General features: G+C 60.2%; 23 protein-coding genes. 10 read left to right on the top strand and 13 right to left on the bottom strand.

The features are described from left to right. Positions 1-2 precede the first annotated feature (2 nt). Together ACR0MI_RS08240 and ACR0MI_RS08235 are read right to left on the bottom strand one after the other, a co-directional pair. On the bottom strand, positions 3-1,184 hold the full coding sequence (locus ACR0MI_RS08240) for an aminotransferase class I/II-fold pyridoxal phosphate-dependent enzyme (protein ID WP_170614252.1): 1,182 nt from the start codon (positions 1,182-1,184) through the stop codon (positions 3-5). Positions 1,185-1,293: 109 nt separating this feature from the next. Further along, on the bottom strand, positions 1,294-2,622 hold the full coding sequence (locus ACR0MI_RS08235) for an amidase family protein (RefSeq protein WP_170614251.1): 1,329 nt from the start codon (positions 2,620-2,622) through the stop codon (positions 1,294-1,296). 87 nt (positions 2,623-2,709) lie between these two features. On the opposite strand from ACR0MI_RS08235, the gene ACR0MI_RS08230 reads away from it, so the two are divergent. Beyond that, positions 2,710-3,936 carry an FAD-dependent monooxygenase gene (locus tag ACR0MI_RS08230; protein WP_170614450.1) on the top strand — a complete coding sequence of 409 codons (1,227 nt, stop codon included), beginning with the start codon at positions 2,710-2,712 and terminating at the stop codon, positions 3,934-3,936. A 25-nt stretch (positions 3,937-3,961) separates the two neighbouring features. On the opposite strand, the gene ACR0MI_RS08225 is transcribed toward ACR0MI_RS08230, so the two are convergent. The 4 genes from ACR0MI_RS08225 to ACR0MI_RS08210 all read right to left on the bottom strand — a co-directional run bounded on the left by ACR0MI_RS08225 (position 3,962) and on the right by ACR0MI_RS08210 (position 6,595). Continuing rightward, positions 3,962-4,147: a Trm112 family protein gene (locus ACR0MI_RS08225; protein ID WP_170816956.1), complete on the bottom strand. Its 186-nt coding sequence runs from the start codon at positions 4,145-4,147 to the stop codon at positions 3,962-3,964. After that, positions 4,144-4,785, bottom strand: coding sequence for an LON peptidase substrate-binding domain-containing protein (locus ACR0MI_RS08220; protein WP_170619278.1), 642 nt, complete (start codon positions 4,783-4,785; stop codon positions 4,144-4,146). The genes ACR0MI_RS08225 and ACR0MI_RS08220 overlap by 4 nt, the downstream gene beginning before the upstream one ends. A 27-nt stretch (positions 4,786-4,812) precedes the next feature. Continuing rightward, complete coding sequence (gene trxA, locus ACR0MI_RS08215) at positions 4,813-5,730, bottom strand: thioredoxin (protein ID WP_170614248.1); 918 nt, start codon at positions 5,728-5,730, stop codon at positions 4,813-4,815. Positions 5,731-5,806: 76 nt separating this feature from the next. After that, a complete protein-coding gene (locus ACR0MI_RS08210; protein ID WP_170816957.1) occupies positions 5,807-6,595 on the bottom strand; it encodes an exodeoxyribonuclease III in 789 nt (262 codons plus the stop codon). A 210-nt stretch (positions 6,596-6,805) separates the two neighbouring features. On the opposite strand from ACR0MI_RS08210, the gene ACR0MI_RS08205 reads away from it, so the two are divergent. Next, positions 6,806-7,048 (top strand): hypothetical protein, encoded by a 243-nt coding sequence (locus ACR0MI_RS08205; protein ID WP_170816958.1) that lies wholly within the window; start codon positions 6,806-6,808, stop codon positions 7,046-7,048. A gap of 201 nt (positions 7,049-7,249) precedes the next feature. Here ACR0MI_RS08205 and ACR0MI_RS08200 read toward each other — a convergent pair whose 3' ends face one another. Then, positions 7,250-7,936, bottom strand: a complete 687-nt coding sequence (locus ACR0MI_RS08200) for a response regulator transcription factor (protein ID WP_050605036.1) — start codon at positions 7,934-7,936, stop codon at positions 7,250-7,252. A 162-nt stretch (positions 7,937-8,098) separates the two neighbouring features. On the opposite strand from ACR0MI_RS08200, the gene ribA reads away from it, so the two are divergent. Together ribA and ACR0MI_RS08190 are read left to right on the top strand one after the other, a co-directional pair. Then, entirely contained in the window at positions 8,099-9,193 is a 1,095-nt protein-coding gene (ribA, locus tag ACR0MI_RS08195; RefSeq protein WP_170816959.1) for a GTP cyclohydrolase II, read from the top strand. Continuing rightward, positions 9,190-9,690 carry a L,D-transpeptidase family protein gene (locus ACR0MI_RS08190; protein WP_170619279.1) on the top strand — a complete coding sequence of 167 codons (501 nt, stop codon included), beginning with the start codon at positions 9,190-9,192 and terminating at the stop codon, positions 9,688-9,690. Before ribA ends, ACR0MI_RS08190 begins: the two co-directional genes overlap by 4 nt. Here the strand turns inward: ACR0MI_RS08190 and ACR0MI_RS08185 are convergent. Together ACR0MI_RS08185 and ACR0MI_RS08180 are read right to left on the bottom strand one after the other, a co-directional pair. After that, the gene (locus ACR0MI_RS08185) at positions 9,674-10,333 is read right to left on the bottom strand and encodes a YggS family pyridoxal phosphate-dependent enzyme (RefSeq protein WP_170614242.1); all 660 of its coding nucleotides are present in this window, start codon (positions 10,331-10,333) and stop codon (positions 9,674-9,676) included. The genes ACR0MI_RS08190 and ACR0MI_RS08185 overlap by 17 nt on opposite strands. Before the next feature lie 104 nt (positions 10,334-10,437). Beyond that, on the bottom strand, positions 10,438-11,502 hold the full coding sequence (locus ACR0MI_RS08180) for a porin (protein ID WP_170614241.1): 1,065 nt from the start codon (positions 11,500-11,502) through the stop codon (positions 10,438-10,440). A gap of 282 nt (positions 11,503-11,784) precedes the next feature. On the opposite strand from ACR0MI_RS08180, the gene ACR0MI_RS08175 reads away from it, so the two are divergent. The 4 genes from ACR0MI_RS08175 to holA all read left to right on the top strand — a co-directional run bounded on the left by ACR0MI_RS08175 (position 11,785) and on the right by holA (position 16,395). Next, complete coding sequence (locus ACR0MI_RS08175; protein ID WP_170816981.1) at positions 11,785-12,270, top strand: DUF3576 domain-containing protein; 486 nt, start codon at positions 11,785-11,787, stop codon at positions 12,268-12,270. Between the two features lie 72 nt (positions 12,271-12,342). Further along, a complete protein-coding gene (gene leuS, locus ACR0MI_RS08170; protein WP_170816960.1) occupies positions 12,343-14,880 on the top strand; it encodes a leucine--tRNA ligase in 2,538 nt (845 codons plus the stop codon). Then, complete coding sequence (gene lptE, locus ACR0MI_RS08165) at positions 14,867-15,370, top strand: LPS assembly lipoprotein LptE (RefSeq protein ID WP_170614239.1); 504 nt, start codon at positions 14,867-14,869, stop codon at positions 15,368-15,370. The genes leuS and lptE overlap by 14 nt, the downstream gene beginning before the upstream one ends. Next, complete coding sequence (gene holA / locus ACR0MI_RS08160) at positions 15,367-16,395, top strand: DNA polymerase III subunit delta (RefSeq protein WP_170816961.1); 1,029 nt, start codon at positions 15,367-15,369, stop codon at positions 16,393-16,395. The genes lptE and holA overlap by 4 nt, the downstream gene beginning before the upstream one ends. Position 16,396: 1 nt before the next feature. Here holA and ACR0MI_RS08155 read toward each other — a convergent pair whose 3' ends face one another. Continuing rightward, positions 16,397-17,581 (bottom strand): TIGR03862 family flavoprotein, encoded by a 1,185-nt coding sequence (locus ACR0MI_RS08155; protein ID WP_170614237.1) that lies wholly within the window; start codon positions 17,579-17,581, stop codon positions 16,397-16,399. 47 nt (positions 17,582-17,628) lie between these two features. Here ACR0MI_RS08155 and ACR0MI_RS08150 point away from each other — a divergent pair, with 47 nt between their 5' ends. Beyond that, a complete protein-coding gene (locus tag ACR0MI_RS08150) occupies positions 17,629-17,925 on the top strand; it encodes an HNH endonuclease (protein WP_170614236.1) in 297 nt (98 codons plus the stop codon). On the opposite strand, the gene ACR0MI_RS08145 is transcribed toward ACR0MI_RS08150, so the two are convergent. The 3 genes from ACR0MI_RS08145 to ACR0MI_RS08135 are packed head-to-tail and all read right to left on the bottom strand — an operon-like array spanning position 17,926 to position 20,014. Beyond that, a complete protein-coding gene (locus ACR0MI_RS08145; RefSeq protein ID WP_170614235.1) occupies positions 17,926-18,663 on the bottom strand; it encodes a VOC family protein in 738 nt (245 codons plus the stop codon). Next, entirely contained in the window at positions 18,660-19,259 is a 600-nt protein-coding gene (locus ACR0MI_RS08140) for an enoyl-CoA hydratase/isomerase family protein (RefSeq protein WP_480440920.1), read from the bottom strand. Before ACR0MI_RS08140 ends, ACR0MI_RS08145 begins: the two co-directional genes overlap by 4 nt. 5 nt (positions 19,260-19,264) lie before the next feature. Then, positions 19,265-20,014 carry an SDR family oxidoreductase gene (locus ACR0MI_RS08135; protein WP_170614448.1) on the bottom strand — a complete coding sequence of 250 codons (750 nt, stop codon included), beginning with the start codon at positions 20,012-20,014 and terminating at the stop codon, positions 19,265-19,267. A 134-nt stretch (positions 20,015-20,148) separates the two neighbouring features. Here ACR0MI_RS08135 and ACR0MI_RS08130 point away from each other — a divergent pair, with 134 nt between their 5' ends. Continuing rightward, on the top strand, positions 20,149-21,666 hold the full coding sequence (locus tag ACR0MI_RS08130; protein WP_170614233.1) for a DUF2125 domain-containing protein: 1,518 nt from the start codon (positions 20,149-20,151) through the stop codon (positions 21,664-21,666). Positions 21,667-21,766: the final 100 nt, after the last annotated feature.

Raw genomic sequence — 21,766 nt, 5'->3', positions numbered from 1 at the left:
CCTCACGAATAGATGCAGTCGCGAAGCGTGATCAGCCCGCGCTGCAACTCTGTTTTTGGGGCCACCATGGCGACCCGGATAAATTGCTCGCCCGGGTTATGTCCCGGATCGCCTTGAGAAAGATATGCGCCTGGCAGGACACGCACCCCGGTCTCCTGCCACAGCTTCAACGCTGTTTCCTCGCCGTTTTCGACCGGTAGCCACAGGAAGAACCCGGCCTCAGGCGGCATATAGCCCTGCACGCCAGCGAACACCTCATCCGCAATGGCGTATTTATCCTGATAAAGCGCGCGGTTTTCCCTTACATGCGCCTCATCCGCCCAGACCTTGGCGGCAGCGGCCTGCAAAGGCGCTGGCAGAGGCGCGCCGGAATAGGCCCGCAGCTGTTTGACCCTTTTGATCGTCTCGGGTCCACCAGCAATCAGACCCGAACGCAGTCCGGCCAGATTGGATCGCTTGGACAGCGAATTGAACAGGACGATCCGCTCAGGGTCCGCTCCCAGTTCCTGCGCCACGGTCAGAATACCTGTCGGAGCTTCGTCGCGGTAAATCTCGGAATAACATTCGTCGGCGAAGATGCGGAAATCGTATCTCTCAGCCAGACGGATCAGTTCAGCCCAATAGTCCCGCGACGCAACCGCGCCCTGCGGGTTGGCGGGTGAGCAGATATAGGCCACCGCAGTTCGGTTCAGCACGTCCTCGGGCAGACCGGCATAGTCCGGCAAGTGACCAGTGGCGGCCGTGGCCGGGACAAAAACCGGCTGCGCCCCGACCGAGATCGCGGCGACCATGTAGACCTGATAAAACGGGTTCGGGCACAGCACGATCGGCTGCTGGCCGTTCTTCTGCTCCGGGCACAGCGCCATAGCTGCGTTATACAGACCTTCGCGCGTGCCATTCAGGGCCATCACGTTGGTATCGGGATCAAGCGAAACACCATAACGACGTTCGATCCAATCGGTGATCGCGCCCCGCAGCGCGGGCGAACCTTCGTTCGGCGGATATCCCTGAAAATCAGCAGCGTTTTCGGCGATGATATTCGTCACCCACGCCGGGAAATTATGCATGGGCGTGCCGATAGTCATATGAATGACCTCACCGCCCGGCTGATGGTGATCCAACAGGGCGCGCAGACGCGGGAATGCATATGCCGGTAGGTCCGAAAACCGCTCGGGGAAATTCATAACAACTGCCTCAATGCCGGGATCGTTTTTGTCCCGATTTTTTGGCAGATTACAGGGCGCACCCCGCCTCGTCCAGACAAAGAGGTGCCGAATCAGGGGATTGTGGCATTCAGGCCAACGCGGATTCGGCCGCAGATCCCAGCCGTAACAGCGCTTCTTCCGAACCGGGATAGCCTAGCATCATCAATCCGCAACCGGGTGTTCCGGTGGGCAAAGTCAGAGAAGCCAAACCCATCAGATTGCCGATGCGCGTGTTGCGCAGGGCCAGCAGATTTTCGGTGACGTAGTAGTCATGGTCGGTCATCAGACGGTCCAGATTCGGCGGCAGAATGGGTGCCGTCGGGGCCAGAACCGCGTCAAACCCGGCGGTTGCGGCGTCCCATGCGCTGCGGCAGGCCTTGAGCCTGGACCAGGCCGCTACGTAGTCCGGGCCGGAATGCGCCTTGCCGATGCGGAATCGTTCCAGAATTTCCGGATACATGGCATCGGGGTTCGCTTCGATCACGTCACGCCACAGCCCATACGCTTCTGTCGTATAGACTACACTAGTCAGACCCATGGCGTCGTTCAGTTCAGGAACATCCAGCGGTACGATTTGCGCGCCGGCCTCTCGCAGTCGGTTCAGGGCTTCCTCAAGCGCCTTGCGCGGGCCGTCCCGCAAATCATCCCTGGCAACATTCTGCAGATCGGCAAACCGCCGCCCTTTCAGGCTGGCCCCCCGCAAGTCGGCGGGAGTGCCACCTTCCAACAACGCCAGCACGTGCGCAGCATCCTCGACCGAACGGGCCAGCGGCCCAACCGTGTCAAACCGCAGGCACAATGGCACAGTGCCCTCAAGACTGACGCGTCCGGCTGTTGTTTTCAGGCCCACCAGATTGTTCCAGGCCGACGGGATGCGTACCGACCCGCCGGTATCCGATCCGATCCCGCAAGCCGCCAGCCCCCATGCTACCGAAGCCGCCGCGCCCGAGGATGAGCCGCCGGGCACCGCCTCTTCATCGTCAATACAGGGCGGCGTACCGGTGATGGGATTCAGTCCTAGGCCGGAAAAGGCCAGCTCGCTCATATGTGTCTTGCCCAGACACACCGTTCCCATGGCGGTGGCGTTGCGCACGACCACGGCATCGGCATCCGGAACGCGACCTTTCAGCAGGGCCGTGCCTGCCTCGGTTGCGATGCCTGCCGTGTCAAACAGGTCTTTCCAGCTGATTGGCACACCGTCCAGCAGGGATCGGCGCAGCCCCAAGCCAGCTCGTTCCTTTGCGGCCTTCGCTTCGGCCCGGGCGCGGTCATGGGTAACGCGGGCATAAATACGATCACGATGCGGATGCGCGTCGATGGCCGCCAGATAGGTTTCGGTCAGATCCACAGGGTCGATCTGCCCCATTCCGATGCCGCGCCCCAGATCGCACGCGGTCATGGTCAGCCACTCCTGCATCCCTCACCTCCATTTATCTACGATGAGGGGACGGTAGCGACACGACCGCACATGGACAATCCCGAAAGGGCGCGCATATTGCGGGGCATGACTAAGGCTTCGGATATCCTGATCGTTGGCGGCGGCCTGAACGGCCCCGCACTGGCACTGGCACTGGCGCAGACCGGGCATTCTGTAACGGTAATCGACGCGCTGGCCGAGACCGTGCGCAAGGACGCCGCATTTGACGGCCGGGCCTACGCACTTGCTCTTGCTTCGCAAAGATTGCTGGCGGCGACCGGCGTCTGGAGCAGGGTTGCCGGGCACGCGCAACCGATGCTCGAGATCAAGGTCACCGACGGGCATGCCGGGGCCGGCCCGTCGCCCTTCTTCATGCATTTCGACCATGCCGAGATCGAAGAAGGCCCGATGGGCTACATGGTCGAAGACCGCCATCTGCGTCGCGCCTTTCTTGAGGCGATGGCCGAGGAAAAGGGCATCACGCAGCTGAGCGGGAAAACAGTCGTTGCGCAGGAATGCGATACAACGGGCGTGTCTCTGACGCTTGACGACGGCTCTGTTCTGACCGGCGGCCTGCTTGTCGGATGCGACGGGCGCCGAAGCGGCACTGCCGCGCGGGCAGGCATCAGGCGCACCGGCTGGGACTATGGGCAGACGGCGCTGGTCTGCGCAATCGAACATGACCTGCCCCATCACGGCATTGCCCACCAGTTCTTCATGCCGCCAGGTCCACTGGCTATTCTGCCGCTGACCGGCAATCGCAGCTCCATTGTCTGGAGTGAACGGACCGACACGGCCCGGCGCATCAACGCCCTGTCAGAAGCCGACTATCTGCAGGTCCTGCGCCCCCGGTTCGGGGATTTCCTGGGCGACATCCGTTTGCAGGGCGACCGGTTCACCTACCCGCTGAACCTGACCATCGCCAATTCCTTCATCGGCGAGCGGTTGGCACTCGTTGGGGATGCCGCGCACGGCATGCACCCGATTGCGGGGCAAGGATTAAACGCCGGATTGCGTGATGTCGGCGCGCTGGCCGAGGTGCTGACGCTGGCCGGACGGCGGGGCGAGGATTTCAGCTCGGTTCTGGTGCTGGAACGCTATCAGGAGTGGCGGCGGTTCGATACAGCCGCATTGGCCATGGCGACGGATGTGTTCAACAAGCTGTTTTCCAACGACAACCCGCTGCTGCGGATCGGTCGCGACATCGGCATGGGCATCGTCGGCTCTATGCCCGGGTTGCGCCGGGGCTTTGTGCGCGAGGCCGCCGGGCTGACCGGAGACCTGCCAAAACTGCTGCAGGGGCGCGCGATCTAAAACGCCGCCGGGCACCCTGAGACGATCAGTCGAGTTCTCGTGCTTCATCCACGAGCATCACCGGGATGCCGTTGCGGATCGGAAAGGCGAGATTTGCGGCTTTCGACACAAGCTCCTGCTTTTCGGCATCAAAATGCAGCGTCGCATGGGTTTGCGGGCAGATCAGCGCCTCGAGCATGCGGCGATCAAAAGTGGTGTCGGGTTCGCTCATTGCAGTTTTTCCTCGTTAGAGCCGCCGCGCAGGGCGAATTCGATCAGCGTCACAAGCGTTTCACGCCGGGTGCGCAGACAGGGCGCCTCGAGCAGAGCCTGTTTGTCCTCGGGGTCGAAATCCAGCAGCATCGACAGAGAGTTGACCAGCAACTCATCATCTGCGTCCTTCAACGTGTCCCAATCCGTCGACAGATGGCGTGAGGAAAAGAATCGCTCCAGAAGATTCAGAAACCTTGTGCGATTGAACCCGTCATCCTGTTCCGCCTTGCCCAGATCGCGGTCAAACCCATCCCACGAGACCGAGCACCGTCGATAGGGCGTAAATGCATCCAGTTCGGATTTGACCCGAAACCGCGAAATCCCGGTCAGTGTGATCAGATATCGGCCATCTTCCGTTTCGGAAAACTGTGTCACCCGCCCGGCACATCCGATCTGGTGCAGCTTGCTTTCGTCGCTTTGGCACGGATTCGGCTGAACCATGGCTATCAGCCGTTCCTGAGTCTTGAGCGCGTCGTCCAGCATCTGAAGATAACGCGGCTCAAAAATGTGCAGCGGCAGGCGAGAACGGGGCAACAGCAGCGCCCCGGGCAATGGAAAAACGGATACCGTTTCCGGAAGATCGGCGGGATGCATCATGTATCCGAGTGTAGCCCTGATCCGGAATTAGGCAAATATCATCGAGCTGAGCTTGCGCCGCCCGTTCAGAACCACAGGGTCGTTTGGCTTGAGCGCGTCGAAAATCGTGAACAGCTGGGTTTTGGCGGCTCCGTCGTTCCATTCGCGGTCCCGGCGGAACAGTTCCAGCAATTGCGCCACCGCGTCCTCGACATCACCATTGGCATGCAGCGCCTGCGCCAGATCGAACCGGGCCTGATGGTTGCCGGGTTCGGCTTCGACGGCGGCGCTCAGCTCGGCCACCGGGCCTGCATCGGCTGCCTGTTTGGCCAGTTCCAGCTGGGCATGCGCGGCCTCAAGCTCGGCTGTGCCGGAGATTTCGACCGGTGCCCCGTTCAGGATGGCTTCGGCCTGTTCCAGATCGCCAGACGCGATATGCGCACGCACCAAACCACCATAGGCTCCGGCATGGTTCGGATCTTCGCCCAGAATGGCGGCAAAGGTCTGCGCCGCATCGACGGCAGCCCCTTCGGCCAGCATTTCTTCGGCGGCCTGAACGGCATCATCCAACTGTCCGCCCGGGCTTTGGCCGCCGGCCGCTTCGATCACGCGGTCCACAAACGCCTTGACCTCGGAACCCGGCACCGCGCCCTGAAACCCGTCAACGGGCTGGCCCTGGAAAAACGCATAGACGGTCGGAATCGACTGAACGCGCATCTGCGAGGCGATCATCTGGGCCTCATCCACATTGATCTTGACCATCTTCACCGCGCCCTTGGCGGCGGTCACGGCCTCTTCCAACTGGGGTCCTAGCGTCTTGCACGGCCCGCACCACGGTGCCCAGAAATCGACGATGACCGGAGTTTCCTGCGACGCTTCAACAACATCGGCCATGAACGTGGCCTCGGTTCCGTCCTTGATCAGATCGGTGACATCAGCGCCGGCTGCGGCGTTCAGAAGTTCCATGGCTTACACTCTCTCGTTCGAACTTGGCCTCTATATGCAACCACAAAGGGCAGAAACCAATAGTAGAGTTGCGGGCTCAAAGGTCGAAAGTCGCAAAGACGGGCGCATGGTCGCTGGGTTTCTCCCAACCGCGCGCTTCGCGCAGAACGCGGCTGGAATGACCCGCGTTCGAAATATCAGGCGTCGCCCAGACATGATCCAGCCGCCGCCCCTTGTCCGCAGCATCCCAATCCCGTGCCCGATAGGACCACCAACTGAAAAGCTGGCCTTCGGGGATGTCATTGCGTGTGACATCGACCCAACCGCCCGCATCCTGCGTTTCGGCCAGTTGCTCGACCTCAATGGGTGTGTGCGACACCACCTTGAGCAGTTGTTTGTGCGACCAGACATCATCTTCGCGCGGGGCGATGTTCAGATCACCGACCAGGATGGATTTTTCGGGTTTCTCCGAATGGAACCAGTCCCGCATGTCCGTCAGGTAATCCAGTTTCTGACCGAATTTCTCGTTCACCTCACGGTCCGGCACATCGCCGCCTGCCGGGACATAGAAGTTGTGAATCACCACGCCGTTTTCCAGCCGCCCGGCGATATGGCGGGCATGACCCAGCCCGGCGAAATCCTTATCGCCCACCTCCTCCAGCGGAAGACGCGACAGAATGGCCACGCCGTTATACCCTTTCTGACCCCGCGCGATCAGATGGGTATAGCCCAACCCGGCAAACCCTTCGGTCGGGATTTTTTCAACCGGTGACTTGCACTCTTGCAGACACAGAACGTCGGGGGCCTCTTCCCGCAGCAATTTCAACACGATAGGTTCGCGCAGCCGGACCGAGTTGATGTTCCATGTGGCAATTGTGAAGGGCATGTAGAAGGTCTCCTGTATCGCGGTTGGTGCAACCTAACGCCCCGGTGGTCAGGGTGCCATGAGAAAAAGAACCCGCATGTAATTTGATGTGAGGCGCTCGTTTTCTTCATTGCTTTATCGCGTTTGCCAATTTCTTGTGACTTCCTGCCAACAGGCTTGCCCGCTGTATGTCGCGGTCACAGGTGTGCATCGGATGAATGAGGCCACACCATGATTGAACACGAACCGCAGCCTGCAGCGTACTACGATCAGAACGGCATCTGGACGCTGGACCCGACGATCGCGGACCACCAGGTGTGCGATGCCTTTGCCGAAGGTGTGAGCGATCTCGTGCAGTTGCTGGACGACAACAAACCGATGTTGTCACGGGACGTTTACGCCCGTCTTTTCGCATCACTGCTCGCGATGTCCAGATTGCTCGGAGAGTATGAAGACCGCTGGAAAGACAACTGACTTACATAATGCCAGCGCGCAACCACACGGCCGGAGCGCCGAAATTCACACGTAAACCTTCGGTTGCAATAAAAAAAGCCGGGCCCGCAGGCCCGGCAGTCCAACAGGGAGGTACATGTCATGACCCGGACATGCGCGGGATAGGATCACCTTAAATATGTTTACAGAGTATCACTTTGATCCACCTCAATCCACACCCAGTTACGAAACGAGTCTATAGCCACCCGATTCTGTGACCAAAAGGCGTGCATTGGACGGGTCGGGCTCGATCTTCTGGCGCAGGCGATAGATATGAGTTTCCAGCGTGTGGGTTGTGACACCTGCATTGTAGCCCCAGACCTCGTGCAGCAGCACGTCACGGGCAACAACGCCGTCGGTGGACCGGTACAGGAACTTGAGAATATTGGTTTCTTTCTCGGTCAGGCGAATTTTGCGATCCTCTTCGGTGATCAGCATCTTCATCGCCGGTTTAAAAGTGTAAGGGCCCAGGACGAACACCGCATCTTCAGATTGCTCGTGCTGGCGCAGCTGGGCACGGATGCGAGCCAGAAGAACCGGGAATTTGAACGGTTTCGAGACGTAATCATTTGCGCCGGCGTCCAGACCCAGGATGGTGTCGGCGTCGCTGTCATGGCCAGTCAGCATCAGAATCGGGCTTTTGACACCTTGTTTACGCATCAGGCGGCATAGTTCGCGCCCGTCGGTGTCAGGAAGGCCAACATCAAGAATCACCAGATCGTAGATCGCCTCGCGGGCGCGCTCCATGGCTGACGACCCGTCGGATGCTTCGAAGACATCAAAATCCTCGGTCATCACAAGCTGCTCACTCAGAGCTTCGCGCAGATCCTCGTCATCATCCACAAGCAGAATTTTCTTGAGCTGAGCCATGTTCCCGTCCTCCTATGCCTTTTGCATCACTTGCGTGTGGAATATGCAATCAACAAGATTTGCTGCAACTGTCTCACGACCTCGTGTCTGACGTATAGGAAATGTTTCACATTTTCCGCGGATCAGGCTACCTGATGGACGAAACGTTATAGGATAACACGGATGAGTCTCATTCCAGACATCTCGGAATTGCTGGCACGGGCGCGGGCAGATCTGCGCATGGGCCTGCCTGTGGTCCTGACAGATGACGGCGGACTTAGCGTGTTGGCCCTGGCGTCGGAAACACTCAGCGCGCAAAGGCTTGCCGATCTCAGGGGTCTTGGCAGCGACCCGGTTGTCACGATCACCGGACGGCGGGCGGAAACGCTCAAGGCGCGGGCCTATGACGGCGATCTGGCGCGCGTGATCCTTCCGGCGGATGCGGATATTGGATGGGTGCAGGCCGTCGCCGATCCGTCAGACGATCTGAACGCGCCGATGAAAGGCCCCCTGATGTCCGAGCGTCAGGGACATGCCAATCTGCACCGGATCGCGATTGCGCTGACGAAATCCGCGCGCCTGTTGCCTTCCGCTGTTGTCACCGCAATTGAAGACGGCCGCGCCTTTGCGGCAGCGCATGGACTGACCTGCATTGATCATACGCGCGCGGCACCTCATCTGGCCGACCGCAGCGCCTTGCACGAAGTCGTTGCGGCGCGCCTGCCCATGGAAGTGTCCGAGGCAGGCCGGTTGCACATTTTCCGCCCCGAAGATGGTGGAGAAGAGCATTATGCCATCGAGATCGGACGCCCGGATCGGAGCAAGCCGGTTCTGGCCAGATTGCACTCGGCCTGTTTTACAGGCGATCTGTTGGGCAGCCTGAAATGCGACTGCGGCCCGCAGCTTCGCGGGGCCCTGGCCCAGATGGGCACGGAAGGTGCCGGCGTCCTGCTGTATCTCAATCAGGAGGGTCGCGGCATCGGGCTGGCCAACAAGATGCGCGCATATTTCCTGCAGGATCAAGGGTTTGACACGGTCGAGGCCAATCACCGCCTCGGGTTTGAAGATGACGAGAGGGATTTTCGCCTGGGGTCGGATATCCTGAAATCCCTTGGTTTCAATGCAGTCCGCCTGCTGACCAACAACCCGGCAAAGATTGCGATGATGGAGAAAACAGGAATCGCCGTAACCGAACGGGTACCGCTGCAGGTTGGTGAAACGGCGCATAATCGGGGATATCTGGCGACCAAGGCGGCAAAGTCAGGCCATCTGCTGTGACACCAATTGATCTTGTGCTGACGCCGCGCGGTGTCCGGTTTCTGGGCCGGGTCTTCCCCTGCACCATCGGGAAAGGCGGGATCAGCGCGGACAAGCGCGAAGGCGACGGCGCAACACCGGTTGGAACGCACCGGATTGTGGCCATGCTGTACCGGCCGGACCGCATCTGTCGGCCCGTGCCATGGGCGCGTCCGATCGGTCCGGGGGATCTTTGGTCTGACGACATGCAGGATGCGGGTTATAACCATCTGGTACGGGCGCCCTACGCCCACAGCCACGAGAAACTGCGCAGATCAGACCCTTTGTACGATCTTGTGCTCGTCGTTGACTGGAACTGGCCCGACGCGATTCCAGGGCGCGGCTCGGCCATCTTTATTCATCAATGGCGGCGACAGGGGTTTCCCACCGAAGGCTGCGTGGCCTTTCGCCGGGACCATCTGAAATGGATTGCCAGGCGTGTCGCCCAAGGCACGCGATTGATTATCCCTGCGGCCTGACGCGCTCGCCAAAAATTGCCGAACCGACGCGAACATGCGTTGCACCCAGCGCGATGGCTTTCTCGAAATCCCCGCTCATGCCCATGGAAAGTCCGGACAAGCCGTTTTGTGCTGCGATCTTTGCCAGCAGGGCGAAGTGCAGCGAAGGCTCCTCCTCTATCGGAGGAATGCACATCAATCCCTGAATTGGCAGGTCGAGGTCACGGCATTCGGCAACAAACGCATCCGCATCTGACGGCATGATTCCGGCCTTCTGCTCCTCTTCCCCGGTATTCACCTGAATGAAAAGGTCAGGGCAGTGGCCCAGTTCCTGCGCCAGACGCGCCAGTGTCTTGGCAAGTTTGGGGCGGTCAACCGAGTGGATCGCGTTGCACAGTTCCATCGCCTGACGTGCTTTGTTGGTTTGCAGCGGGCCGATCAGATGCAGGTCAATGCCATCGTACCGCTCTTTGAAGGCGGGCCATTTTCCTGCTGCTTCCTGCACCCGGTTTTCACCGAAACACCGATGGCCCTGATCCAGCACCGCCTGAACCCGTTCATCGGGCTGAACCTTGGAAACGGCGATCAGCTTTACCGCGCCGGCGGGCCGTCCATTGGCAATTTCCGCCTTGGCGATACGGTCGGTGATTTCCTGCAGCGACATGGGGTTCCTCAATCTGCCTACCTGCGCAGACAAACACCAAGTCGGCACAAAAGAAAAGGGCAGGTCTTTCGACCTGCCCTCAAACCTTGCGGTTTCAGATCAACTTAGAAGTTGAACTGAGCACCGAAGTCAGCACGGATGGTGCTGCTTCCGCCGCCCGGCTTCGAGCTGCCTACACCACCGCGCAGCGATGCACCGCCGCCCAGGTCGTAGATAGCGCCGATACCATACTGACGGGTGTCGTTGCTTGCCGAACCGTCACCGTATGCTGCGGTGATGGTGGTTGCTGCGCCAACGTTATAGGCCAGCGACAGACCGTATGCGGTGCCGTCGGTGCCGCTTACGCGGGTTTTATCGTCAGCAACAAACAGGGTGCCCGAGAAGTCGCCCCATTCGCCACCCAGGGTCAGAACAGCCAGGCTAGGCTTGCTGCCACCGCCCGAAACGTCGGTCTGACCGTAAGCAACAGCGGCAGTGATGTTGCCGAAGCTGTAGGTCGCGCTGACGTCCCAACGGTCGCCGGAACCGGTGACAGTTGTCAGAGCCGGGCCACCTGCGACGGTACCGATTGTGGTGGTCACAGTGTCAACCTGGTCGTACGACGCACCGAAGGCGAAATCACCAACTGCGTACTGGAAGAACACAGCGTTTGCGCCCGAACCGGTCGAGGAGTACGACAGGAAGCTGTAGTCAACGCCCGAGTACTGACCGATGAACGATTCCAGGCCAGGCTCGTTACCGTAGTAGTTTGCCAAGTTGTCGAACGAACCCGATACGTTGCCGGCGTCAACACGCAGACCACCGTAGATGACCGAGAAACGTGCGCCGTTCAGGCCAGCCGAGTTGGCTTCGCCGGTTGCCGCGTTTTCGTCAGCCTGCAGACGAACACGACCCGAGAACTCTACGCCACCGTCGGTTTCAACGTTTGCGTCGATGTTCAGACGGAAGCGCGATACCAAGATGGTGTCCGAGCCCTGAACCGATGCAGTCAGGGTTGTGGTGGTGACAGCACCACCGGCTGTCACGGAGCGGACAACGGCGGAGGTCGAGAAGCTACGGTCTTCCTGGTAGCCGATACCAAAACGGCCGTAACCGCTGAAGCGAACATCAGCCGCTGCAACGCTTGCGGTTGCAATCAGAGCGGTCGATGCGAAGAGAACTTTTTTCATCTTGTTTCCCTCGGTTTCAAAAGTTTTTCTACTCGACATATGCCTAAGCACATGTCTCAGCACGGACACCGTTTCGCTCTTTTTGCCCCCTTCGCGCAAGCTTACCTTAATTGCGTCGCCTGCATTGGCCCCGGATTGGTGCAAGGATGCCACAGTCGATTTCCACCCCCGGAACCCGCATTCTGCGCCAATATAAGAAAAGAATAGGCTTGTTGCTGCACTGCGCCTTGTCTAGGAGTATCAACCAACAACGCAAAACCAATGAAGCAGGACCTGTCGACGATGCGCCTGAAAACGATTCTGGGTTTGATAATACTGACCGCCGCTGTCGCCTGCGGGCGCAGCCAGCCATTGCCGGGGGATGCACGCTCGTTGACTGTCGATGGCTCTTCGACAGACGAACGCGAACTCAGCGATCCGGGCCGTACAACGATCTGGGATGTCTTCGGACCGAACAACTCCGAGCAGGTCACAAATGTGAACCGCTACTTGTGGCGCGCTTCGCTGGATGTGCTGAATTTCCTTCCAGTACAGGAAGTTGACCCGTTTACCGGTGTGATTGTGACCGGCTATGGCAAGCCGCCGGGTGGCGGGCGCTCGTACCGGGCGACGGTCCATATCAGTGACCCGGCGCTGGCGGCGCGCTCGTTGACTGTCTCGCTGCAAACCAGTGGCGGTGCTCCGGTCAGTGCCGCAACCACCCGCGCGGTCGAGGATGCGATCCTGTCCCGCGCACGCCAGCTACGCATTGCGGACAACAAGTTCTAGCCACCCGCCGCAAATCGCAATATTACCACGCCGGGTTCATGCCCGGCGTTTTCATTCACGAAGGACCGCACCATGTCGCGCTACTCGGCCAACGAAATCGAAGCAAAATGGCAGGAGGCCTGGGACAGGGCCGGGATCTTCACCGCCGACCACAAGGCGGACAAGCCGAAATATTACGTGCTTGAGATGTTCCCCTACCCGTCCGGCCGAATCCATATGGGGCATGTGCGCAACTACACGATGGGCGACGTGATCGCGCGGCATAAACTGGCGACCGGCCACAACGTGCTGCACCCGATGGGCTGGGATGCGTTCGGGATGCCGGCGGAAAACGCCGCGATGGCGATTGGTGGCCACCCGAAGGACTGGACCTACGGCAACATTGCAGACATGCGCGGGCAGATGAAGCCTTTGGGCCTGTCGATCGACTGGTCTCGTGAGTTCGCAACCTGTGACCCCGAATATTACGGCCAGCAGCAGGCCTTGTTCCTGGACATGCTCGAAGCCGGGCTGGTGTATCGCAAAAACGCCGTGGTGAACTGGGATCCGGTCGACATGACCGTGCTGGCCAACGAACAGGTGGAAAACGGGCGCGGTTGGCGATCCGGAGCGCTGGTGGAACGTCGCGAACTGACCCAGTGGTTCTTCAAGATATCGGACTATTCCGAGGAACTGCTCGACGCGCTGGACACTCTGGATAACTGGCCCGCCAAGGTACGCCTGATGCAAGAAAACTGGATCGGCAAGTCACGCGGCCTTCAGTTTGGGTTCGAACGTACCGATGGCGAAGAGCCGATCACCGTATATACGACTCGCCCCGATACGCTGCTGGGCGCGTCCTTTGTCGGCATCTCACCAGACCACCCGATTGCCAAGGAGCTTGAGGCAGAAAGTCCCGAAGTTGCTGAATTTGTTGCCGAATGCCGCAAGGGTGGCACCACGGAAGAGGCGATCGAGACCGCTGAGAAACTGGGCTATGATACCGGTATCCGCGTAAAACACCCGCTGGACCCGAATTGGGAACTCCCTGTCTGGATCGCCAACTTCATCCTGATGGATTACGGCACTGGCGCGATCTTTGCCTGCCCGGCGCATGACCAGCGCGACCTCGATTTCTGCCGCAAATATGGCCTGCCCGTGGTGGACACCTTCTTTGCGCTGGATGACGACACGCCGGTCGACAAGATCGCTTTTGTCCCGCCCAAATCCGAAAAGGTTCGCTGGGTGAATCACTTCGCTGGCCTGACCGAGGCGACGGGTGACGAGGCGATCGACGCCACCGTCGACTTTGCCGAAAAGGCCGGCTGGGGCGAAGGCGTCACCAAATACCGCCTGCGCGACTGGGGTTTGAGCCGCCAGCGCTATTGGGGCTGCCCGATTCCCGTTGTTCATTGTGACAGCTGCGGCGTGGTGCCCGAGAAAAAGGAAAACCTGCCGGTCCGCCTGCCCGACGATGTCACGTTCGACAAACCCGGCAACCCGCTGGATCGTCACCCGACCTGGCGTGACTGCGCCTGCCCGAAATGCGGAGCCCCGGCAAAGCGCGAGACCGACACGATGGACACCTTTGTCGATTCGTCGTGGTATTTCGCCCGTTTCACCGCCCCGCGTGCAGAAACGCCAACGGATATGGCGGAAGCCGAATACTGGATGAATGTTGATCAATATATCGGCGGCATCGAGCATGCGATTCTGCACCTGCTCTATTCCCGATTCTTCGCACGGGCGATGAACATCACGGGCCACTTGCCGAAAAAAGCCATCGAGCCGTTTGATGCCCTATTCACCCAAGGCATGGTGACGCACGAAATCTACCAGACCCGCGACTCCAATGGCCGCCCAGTCTATCACCTGCCCGAGGACGTGACCGACGGCAAACTGGCGGACGGTGCTGAAGTTGAGATCATCCCTTCGGCCAAGATGTCCAAATCCAAGAAAAACGTGGTGGATCCGGTCAGCATCATCTCGGCGTTTGGTGCCGACACCGCGCGTTGGTTCGTGCTGTCCGATTCGCCGCCCGAACGGGATGTGGAATGGACCGCGGCCGGGGCCGAAGCGGCCTACAAGCATCTCAATCGCGTGTGGAACCTTTGCGACAAGATCGGTGCGATGGACCCGGACGCAAAAGGCGAAGGTGATGAGGACCTGCTGCGCGAGATGCATAAAACCATCCGCGATGTGTCGCTGGGTGTCGAAAGCTTCGGCTTCAACGCGGCCATCGCCAAGCTTTATGCGTTCACAAACACGCTGGCCAAATCCAAGGCAGGGGCTTCGGCCCAGAAGCAGGCAATCAAAACGCTGGCACAGCTCATGTCGCCGATGACACCGCATCTGGCCGAAGATATCTGGGCGCATCAGGGCGGAGAAGGTCTGGTGGCGGTCGCCCCATGGCCCGTCGCAGATGAGACGATGCTGATCGACGACACGGTCACGTTGCCGATTCAGATCAACGGCAAGCGCCGCGCGGAAATCAGCGTGTCCAAGGATTTGGCCAAGGACGAGGTTGAAAAAGTCGCGCTCAGCACCGAAGCTGTGCAAAAGGCGCTGAACGGTGAAGCGCCGAAGAAAGTGATCATAGTGCCGGGCCGGATCGTGAATGTCGTTGTTTGATCGCAAATCGTGGCGGATACTGCCGCTTGCAGCTGCTCTGTTTGTTGCCGCTTGCGGTTTCCAGCCGGTTTATGCCCCCGGCGGTTCAGGCGAAGCGCTCTACGGGAAGGTTGTCGTGTCTGCCCCGAATGACGTCGACAGCTATCTTTTGGTTCAGAACCTAGAACAGCGTCTGGGGCGCAGCGCGGAACAGGTTGAGGATTACGACCTGAATGTTCAGGTCGCGACCACGACTCTGGCAGCGGCCATCACTACGACCAACGAAATCAACCGCCTGACCATTAATGGCCGGGCCAACTTTACGCTTGTGTCAAAAGCCACAGGGCAGGTGGTTGCATCAGGTTCAGAGACCAATTTCGTGGCCTATTCGGCTGCCGGTTCAACCGTCTCGACCCTGGCCGGGGAACGCGCGGCCAAGGAACGTCTGATGGTGATGCTTTCGGATCAGATCGTCAATCGCCTGTACGCCACCACAGGTCCGGCCACATGAAGCTCAGCCCGCGCGAGGCCGAGGGGTATTTTACCCGGCCCGACGCGGACAAGGCCGGGCTGCTGATCTATGGCGCGGATGCGATGCGTGTTGCGCTGAAACGGCAGCAGGTTCTGGCGGCCCTTCTGGGCCCCGCCGCCGAGGAAGAGATGCGGCTGACCCGGATCCCGGGATCGGAATTGCGCGGCGATCCGGCGTTGCTGCTGGATGCCATCAAGGCGGTTGGGTTTTTTCCCGGCCCCCGGGCCGCCTTTGTCGAGGATGCGACGGAGACCGCAGCGCCTGCGATTCTGGCAGCGCTGGAAGACTGGGCGCTTGGCGACGCGCAAATCGTTGTGACCGCCGGCCAGCTCAAACCAAGTTCGAAAATCCGCAAGGCGTTCGAAACCCATCCGGCGGCTTATGCCGTGGGTATCTACGACGATCCGCCTTCCCGGGCCGAGGTCGAACGGATTCTGTCCGAAGCAGGTCTTCAGAACATTTCCCGCGACACCATGTCGGCGCTGGCCGAACTGGCGGTTGCGCTCAGCCCTGGGGATTTCACCCAGACCGTTGAAAAGATTTCATTATACAAGCGCGGCGACCCTTCTGAGCTGACCATCGAAGATGTCGAATCTTGCGCGCCGCTCTCGACCGAAGCGGCGTTGGACGATGTCCTGAATGTGGTTGCCGAAGGACGAACGGCCGAAATCGGGCCATTGCTTCGCCGTTTGCAGGCGCAGGGCACAAACGCAGTCACCTTGTGCATCGGGGCAACCCGGCATTTTCGCACGCTTTATGCCTGCGCTTCAGATCCGGGCGGTGCAGCGCAGGGTATCGGCAAGCTGCGTCCGCCTGTTTACGGCAAGCGCCGCGACCGGATTTTGCGGCAGGCACAGGGTTGGGGTGCGCAAAAACTGCAAACCGCGCTGACGGTGCTGACCGATACGGACCTTTCCCTGCGATCAGCCGGTCAGACCGCACCCGCGCTGGCACTGGTCGAACGGGCAATGATCCGTCTGGCAATGCTGGCACGGTCGCGCTAGTTCACCTTGCCCGTTCCAGCCATTCCGCCGCCGATCTGCCTGCCCATCGCCCGGTCGCCAGACATGCAGTCAACAGATACCCGCCGGTCGGAGCCTCCCAGTCCAGCATCTCGCCCGCACAGAACACGCCGGGCATGACACTGAGCATCAACCCGTCGTCCAAAGCCGCGCGGACAACACCACCTGCGGTCGAGATCGCCTCGTCCATCGGGCGCAATTCCGCGCTACGCACGGGCAAAGCCTTGAGCATTTTGATCGTCTGTTTTGGCGTAAGTGACTGCCCCGCCGTCATTTCGTGAAACAATGCGACTTTCTGCGGCGGCAATCGCAAACTCTTTTTCAACCACTGAGACAGCGTCGTCTTGGTTTTTTTGTCCGAGAACCGGCGGTGCAGCACATCCTCTGCCAGATCGGGCAAGAGATCGACCTGCAATTCCGCGCCGTCGCGCAACGCCGGGGTCAAGGCATACAACCCGCCCCCTTCCAGCCCCGTCGCCGAAAGGGTCGCCTCCCCACGAGAGCGCAGCTTACCGGCGCGCCATTCAACTGATTTGAGCGGCGCGCCGAAATGGGCCTGCATATGCGGGCTCCAGGAAACAAAAAGGGCCGAGTTCGATGGGGCGAACGGGGCCAGAGGCACACCTTTCTGCGCAAGATGCGTCGCCCAGGCACCGTCCGATCCCAGTCGCGCCCAACTGGCCCCGCCCAGTGCCAGCACCGTGGCGTCACTGGACAGGCTTTGACGACCATCGGGTGTCTCAAACAGCAGTTTCTGTCCTTCCCAGCCTAGCCAGCGCCAGCGCGTTCTGATCTGCACCCCGGATTTATCCAGTCGCCTTAGCCAGGACCGCAACAAGGGCGATGCTTTCATCGCCTTCGGAAACACGCGACCAGTCGAGCCGGTAAACACTTCTTGCCCAAGATCGCGCGCCCATTCCTGCGCGGCGTGCGCATCGAACTCCGCGATCATCGGGCGCAACCAGTCTGCCGCGCTGCCATAAGACCGGATCAGTGTATCAAAGGGCTCATCCTTGGTCAGGTTCAATCCGGACTTGCCTGCCATCAGGAATTTGCGCGCAACGGATGGTTTGGCCTCAAGCACCAGCACGTCATGGCCGGCACGGGCCAGTTGCTCTGCCGCCATCAGACCCGCCGGACCTGCTCCGATCACCACAGCCTGCGCCATCATTGCCCTCTTGTCATGTGCATCAGACGGCGCGACTCTGCCATACCATGTTGACAACCGATCCGATCTGCCCGCTTTGCGACCGCCCGATCCCGGAAGGGAGCGGCAGCGTGCACCATCTGATCCCAAAACTCAAAGGTGGCAAGGGCGGACCCACCGTTTTGCTGCACCAGATCTGCCACAAAGAAGTTCACGCCACGCTGACCGAAGCCGAACTCGCGCGCAGTTACAGTACGGTCGAAGCCCTGCGCGCACATCCCCGGCTTGAGAAGTTTCTGATCTGGGTGCGAAAGCGACCGCCCGGCTTCCGTTCCAGGGTTCCGAGCAAGCGGCGCGGGCGCTGACTATGCAGGCAACCATCGATCCCCGGCGGCATCGCTGACCGCAGCACTCAGCCCTTCTATTTCCAGCCCCCGATAATCCGGAACCGGCGAGAATTGCGCATCCGGGACATGCTGAAACTCCAACGTGGTATAGGGGCGTTTCCAAAGCCATTCGCGGTTCTGGACGGCCCAAAGATCACCACTTGGCGGCACGTCTTTCGTAAAGGCGTAAAAGTGCAGATCAAATCCATAAAGCGCGACATCCTGCATCGACAACAACCGCATGCCCTGACCCCGGCAGAACTGGTCTTCGGACGCAATATCACCCGTTCGCAGCGTTACCTGTCCGATACGGGCCCGCGCAAAGGGGTCCTCTGGATCTGCGGCCCCGTCCGGGCGGTTGCCGTCAAAATCATGCTGCAGCAATTCGATGACAAAGCCGTCCGAATCGCTCAGATGTGCCATATATCCGATATCCAGGAACTGCCTTGCCACACTGACATCGACACCCATTCGAAGCAGATGGGCGGCGGCCAGATCAACGTCGGGCAGGGTGATCCCGATCTTCCAGTATCGCTGACCCCGGTCGTGCCGATAGCCACCACCGCCAGGCATAAGCAACAGATCCGCATCCTGACCTGCATAACCGACCCGCTGGTTCGGACCTTCCCGCCGCACGGACATTCCAAACGCATCGCGGTAGAACCCCGCAAGAGCATGCGGGTCGTCAACACGCAGGCGCAGGGCGGACAATCTCATCGGCACATCCTTGCGATCCCGGCCGCGATTTCGGGATTGGCCGCAAGGCTGTCGGCTGCCAGATCACGGGCAGTGGTCATCAGATGATCCGGCTCGACGATCCTGTCGACCAGACCAAAAGCATAAGCCTCTTGCGCGGAAATTTTCTGACCACACATCAGGATCAGCCTTGTCCGCGCAGGTCCGATCAACGCCGTCATGCGTTTGGCATCGGATGGCTGTGGCAGAAAGCCCAGCTTCATGACCGGATAAAAGACCTTCGCCGTCGGCACTGCAATGCGGATATCGCAAGCCAGGGCCATGCCGTTCGCGCCCCCTGCCAGAGTTCCGTTCAGCGCGGCGATGGTCAGGCAGGGCAATGCGGCAATGGCGCCCGAAAGGCGTTCCCACACGTCCGAAATTGCCAGGCCGGCCCGGGCCTCGTCCAGATCCGCGCCCGCGCTGAACACCTTGCCGGCACCGGTCAGGATCAACGCGCGGGCCTGTGTTGCACTTTCGGCGATCTCGGCCATACGCGCCAGCATGTCCCCGGTCAGCGCGTTGGCCTTTCCGGGGTTGTTGATGGTGACGGTCCACAACCCGTCGGCCTTATCCATTTCAATCACGTCAGCCCGACCCTTTTGCGGATGTCTTCCTGCCTGAGCGAGATTTCCGTCCCAAGAAACTCATCCGCGTCCGGCGTGCACATCCACAACAGGGCCCGTGCAGGCCAGTCGGCCGGAATATGGTCGCTCCAGTCCAGCTGACTGACGGCGTTGATACCACTGGCCTTGATCACCCGCTGCATGTCCGTCGCAACCGTTCCCGGCGACAGCCCCATCGCGCGAATACCGTGATGGGCCTCTTCCAGATGCAGGCACTCGGTCATCATCTTGGCTCCGGCCTTGGACGCGCAGTAATGGCTCCAGGCTTCGACCGGGTTGGAGGCCGCGCCCGAGGATATTGTCAGAACCGTACCACCGCCCGCCGCACGCATGACGGGCAGCGCCGCACGCATCCCGTAGAACACACCCTTGAGGTTGATATCGATCGCCTGGCTCCAGGCCTCGGGATCGGCATTGGACAGATGAAAGATCGGCTCAATGACACCGGCATTGCCGATCAGAACATCCAGGCCGCCAAACCGGTCCACGCAATCGGCCACGACCTGTTCCACCTGCGCAAAGTCGCTGACATCGCAGCTAAGCGCGATGGCGTTGTCACCCAGCGCCGAGGCCAAAGCCTCGATCTGGTCGCGACTGCGCGCCACCAATGCAACATTGGCGCCGGCTGCGGCAAATACGCGCCCCGCTTCGGCGCCGATACCCCGGCTGGCGCCGGTTATCAGTACAGTTTTCCCTTGCATCGGAATACTCTGCCCCCATTGAAATCATGTCTGGGGACTCTGTAACGCGCGCAAGGGGAATTGGTCCAGCCCTGCCCCCTTGACGCCCGCCGCCGCAGGCACGACGATATGCGCAAAAATTCATCGAGAAGGGTAATCCTATGTCGCATTTCCTTCGCCGCAGTTGCGGCGCTGTTCTGGCTTATGCCGTTGTCAGCCAAGGGGCGCTGGCCGACGTAACAGCCAGCGACGTCTGGGCCGACTGGCAGGCTTACTTCACGCAAATGGGTTATACCGTAAACGGCGAACAGTCGGTGTCCGGTGCCGTAACCACCATCTCGGACATGACCCTTGCAATGGCCTTGCCCGAAGAAGAAGGGCAGTTCGTGATCAAGGTCCCGGAAATGACGCTGGGCGACAACGGCGATGGGACCGTCAGCATTGGCTTTCCCGACTCCTTTCCCATGAGCGTCACCGGCAATGCCGAAGGCGAGGAATTCTCTGCCGATGTTGTCTACGCCCTGGATGGGTTGGACATGGTTGTTTCCGGCACGCCGGACGACATGACCTATACCTATACGGCCAATTCGATGGCGGTCTCGCTGGACAACATTCAGGTTGACGGCCAGCCCGTGCCCCGGGAAATTCTGGACGCCAGCATGACGATGACCGGCCTGACCGGCAGTTCGCAGATGCGAATCCGCGACGGGCGCGACATCAAACAGTCTTTTGCGGTGACCGCCCTGACGTACGGGCTTGCCTTTGACGATCCCGAAAGCGGTGAAACCGGCAAAATCGACGGAAAGCTGGACCAGCTTGTCATGGACAGCGACAGCGTGATACCGGCCGACTTCAACATGTCGGACCCGGCGGCGCTGTACGAGGCCGGTTTCGCCTTTTCGGGCAGGTTCACCTATGCATCTGGCCAGACCAATATCGCCGGCACGAGCAAGGGCGAAGCCTTTTCCATGAGCAGCCAGTCCGAAGGCGGCCAGTTCGGCGCCAGCCTCGACGCACAGCGCATTGCCTACGACATCAACCAAAACAGTACCAGGCTGGCCGTCACGACTGCGGATTTGCCGTTCCCGATCGAAATCGCGATGACCAATGCCGGGCTGAAATTCGAGCTGCCAGTTCAGCAATCGGAAGAGATCCAGCCCTTTGCCTTTGGGTTGAACCTGACCGATTTCACCATGTCCGATGTTTTGTGGGGAATCTTCGACCCTGCAGGCGCGCTGCCCCGCGACCCGGCGACCATCGCGCTGAATAGCACCGGAACGGCCAAGGTGCTGATGAATATCTTCGATCCCGAAGTGGCAGAAGATCTGACCGGCGAAGCACCGGGCGAGTTGCACTCGCTGAAAATCACCGAGCTTCTGGTTTCACTGGTGGGTGCCCGCCTGACCGGTGACGGTGACTTCACGTTCGACAATACCAACACCCAGCAACCTGGCGGCATGCCGGTTCCCGCCGGCGAAGCGAATCTGCAGCTTGTCGGGGCGAACGCCCTGATCGACAAGCTGATCGGCATGGGAGTGATTTCGGACAACGACGCGCTGGGTGCCCGGATGATGATGGGGCTGATGGCCGTACCGGGTGACGCGCCGGACACGCTGAACTCGACCATCAAGTTCACCGAAGACGGTCAGATTCTGGCGAACGGCCAGCGCATCAAATAAGCCAGCCACTGGCACCACGAGTCTGAACGGCCTGTGGTGCCAGCCTCGCACTTCAGCAAATACCGTGACCCCCGGCAGCTCGGGTAAAGCGAACACAACA

The sequence above is a fragment of the Ruegeria sp. D4 genome (genome assembly GCF_056534475.1).
The sequence above is the reverse complement of the archived record's forward strand: the minus strand, read 5'-3'. Positions and strand labels throughout refer to the sequence as shown.

Coding starts and splice junctions, on each gene's coding strand:
- ACR0MI_RS08240 (WP_170614252.1), bottom strand. CDS start 1,184: ATGAATTTCCCCGAGCGGTTTTCGGACCTACCGGCATATGCATTCCCG.
- ACR0MI_RS08235 (WP_170614251.1), bottom strand. CDS start 2,622: ATGCAGGAGTGGCTGACCATGACCGCGTGCGATCTGGGGCGCGGCATC.
- ACR0MI_RS08230 (WP_170614450.1), top strand. CDS start 2,710: ATGACTAAGGCTTCGGATATCCTGATCGTTGGCGGCGGCCTGAACGGC.
- ACR0MI_RS08225 (WP_170816956.1), bottom strand. CDS start 4,147: ATGAGCGAACCCGACACCACTTTTGATCGCCGCATGCTCGAGGCGCTG.
- ACR0MI_RS08220 (WP_170619278.1), bottom strand. CDS start 4,785: ATGATGCATCCCGCCGATCTTCCGGAAACGGTATCCGTTTTTCCATTG.
- trxA (WP_170614248.1), bottom strand. CDS start 5,730: ATGGAACTTCTGAACGCCGCAGCCGGCGCTGATGTCACCGATCTGATC.
- ACR0MI_RS08210 (WP_170816957.1), bottom strand. CDS start 6,595: ATGCCCTTCACAATTGCCACATGGAACATCAACTCGGTCCGGCTGCGC.
- ACR0MI_RS08205 (WP_170816958.1), top strand. CDS start 6,806: ATGATTGAACACGAACCGCAGCCTGCAGCGTACTACGATCAGAACGGC.
- ACR0MI_RS08200 (WP_050605036.1), bottom strand. CDS start 7,936: ATGGCTCAGCTCAAGAAAATTCTGCTTGTGGATGATGACGAGGATCTG.
- ribA (WP_170816959.1), top strand. CDS start 8,099: ATGAGTCTCATTCCAGACATCTCGGAATTGCTGGCACGGGCGCGGGCA.
- ACR0MI_RS08185 (WP_170614242.1), bottom strand. CDS start 10,333: ATGTCGCTGCAGGAAATCACCGACCGTATCGCCAAGGCGGAAATTGCC.
- ACR0MI_RS08180 (WP_170614241.1), bottom strand. CDS start 11,502: ATGAAAAAAGTTCTCTTCGCATCGACCGCTCTGATTGCAACCGCAAGC.
- ACR0MI_RS08175 (WP_170816981.1), top strand. CDS start 11,785: ATGCGCCTGAAAACGATTCTGGGTTTGATAATACTGACCGCCGCTGTC.
- leuS (WP_170816960.1), top strand. CDS start 12,343: ATGTCGCGCTACTCGGCCAACGAAATCGAAGCAAAATGGCAGGAGGCC.
- lptE (WP_170614239.1), top strand. CDS start 14,867: ATGTCGTTGTTTGATCGCAAATCGTGGCGGATACTGCCGCTTGCAGCT.
- holA (WP_170816961.1), top strand. CDS start 15,367: ATGAAGCTCAGCCCGCGCGAGGCCGAGGGGTATTTTACCCGGCCCGAC.
- ACR0MI_RS08155 (WP_170614237.1), bottom strand. CDS start 17,581: ATGGCGCAGGCTGTGGTGATCGGAGCAGGTCCGGCGGGTCTGATGGCG.
- ACR0MI_RS08150 (WP_170614236.1), top strand. CDS start 17,629: ATGTTGACAACCGATCCGATCTGCCCGCTTTGCGACCGCCCGATCCCG.
- ACR0MI_RS08145 (WP_170614235.1), bottom strand. CDS start 18,663: ATGAGATTGTCCGCCCTGCGCCTGCGTGTTGACGACCCGCATGCTCTT.
- ACR0MI_RS08140 (WP_480440920.1), bottom strand. CDS start 19,259: ATGGATAAGGCCGACGGGTTGTGGACCGTCACCATCAACAACCCCGGA.
- ACR0MI_RS08130 (WP_170614233.1), top strand. CDS start 20,149: ATGTCGCATTTCCTTCGCCGCAGTTGCGGCGCTGTTCTGGCTTATGCC.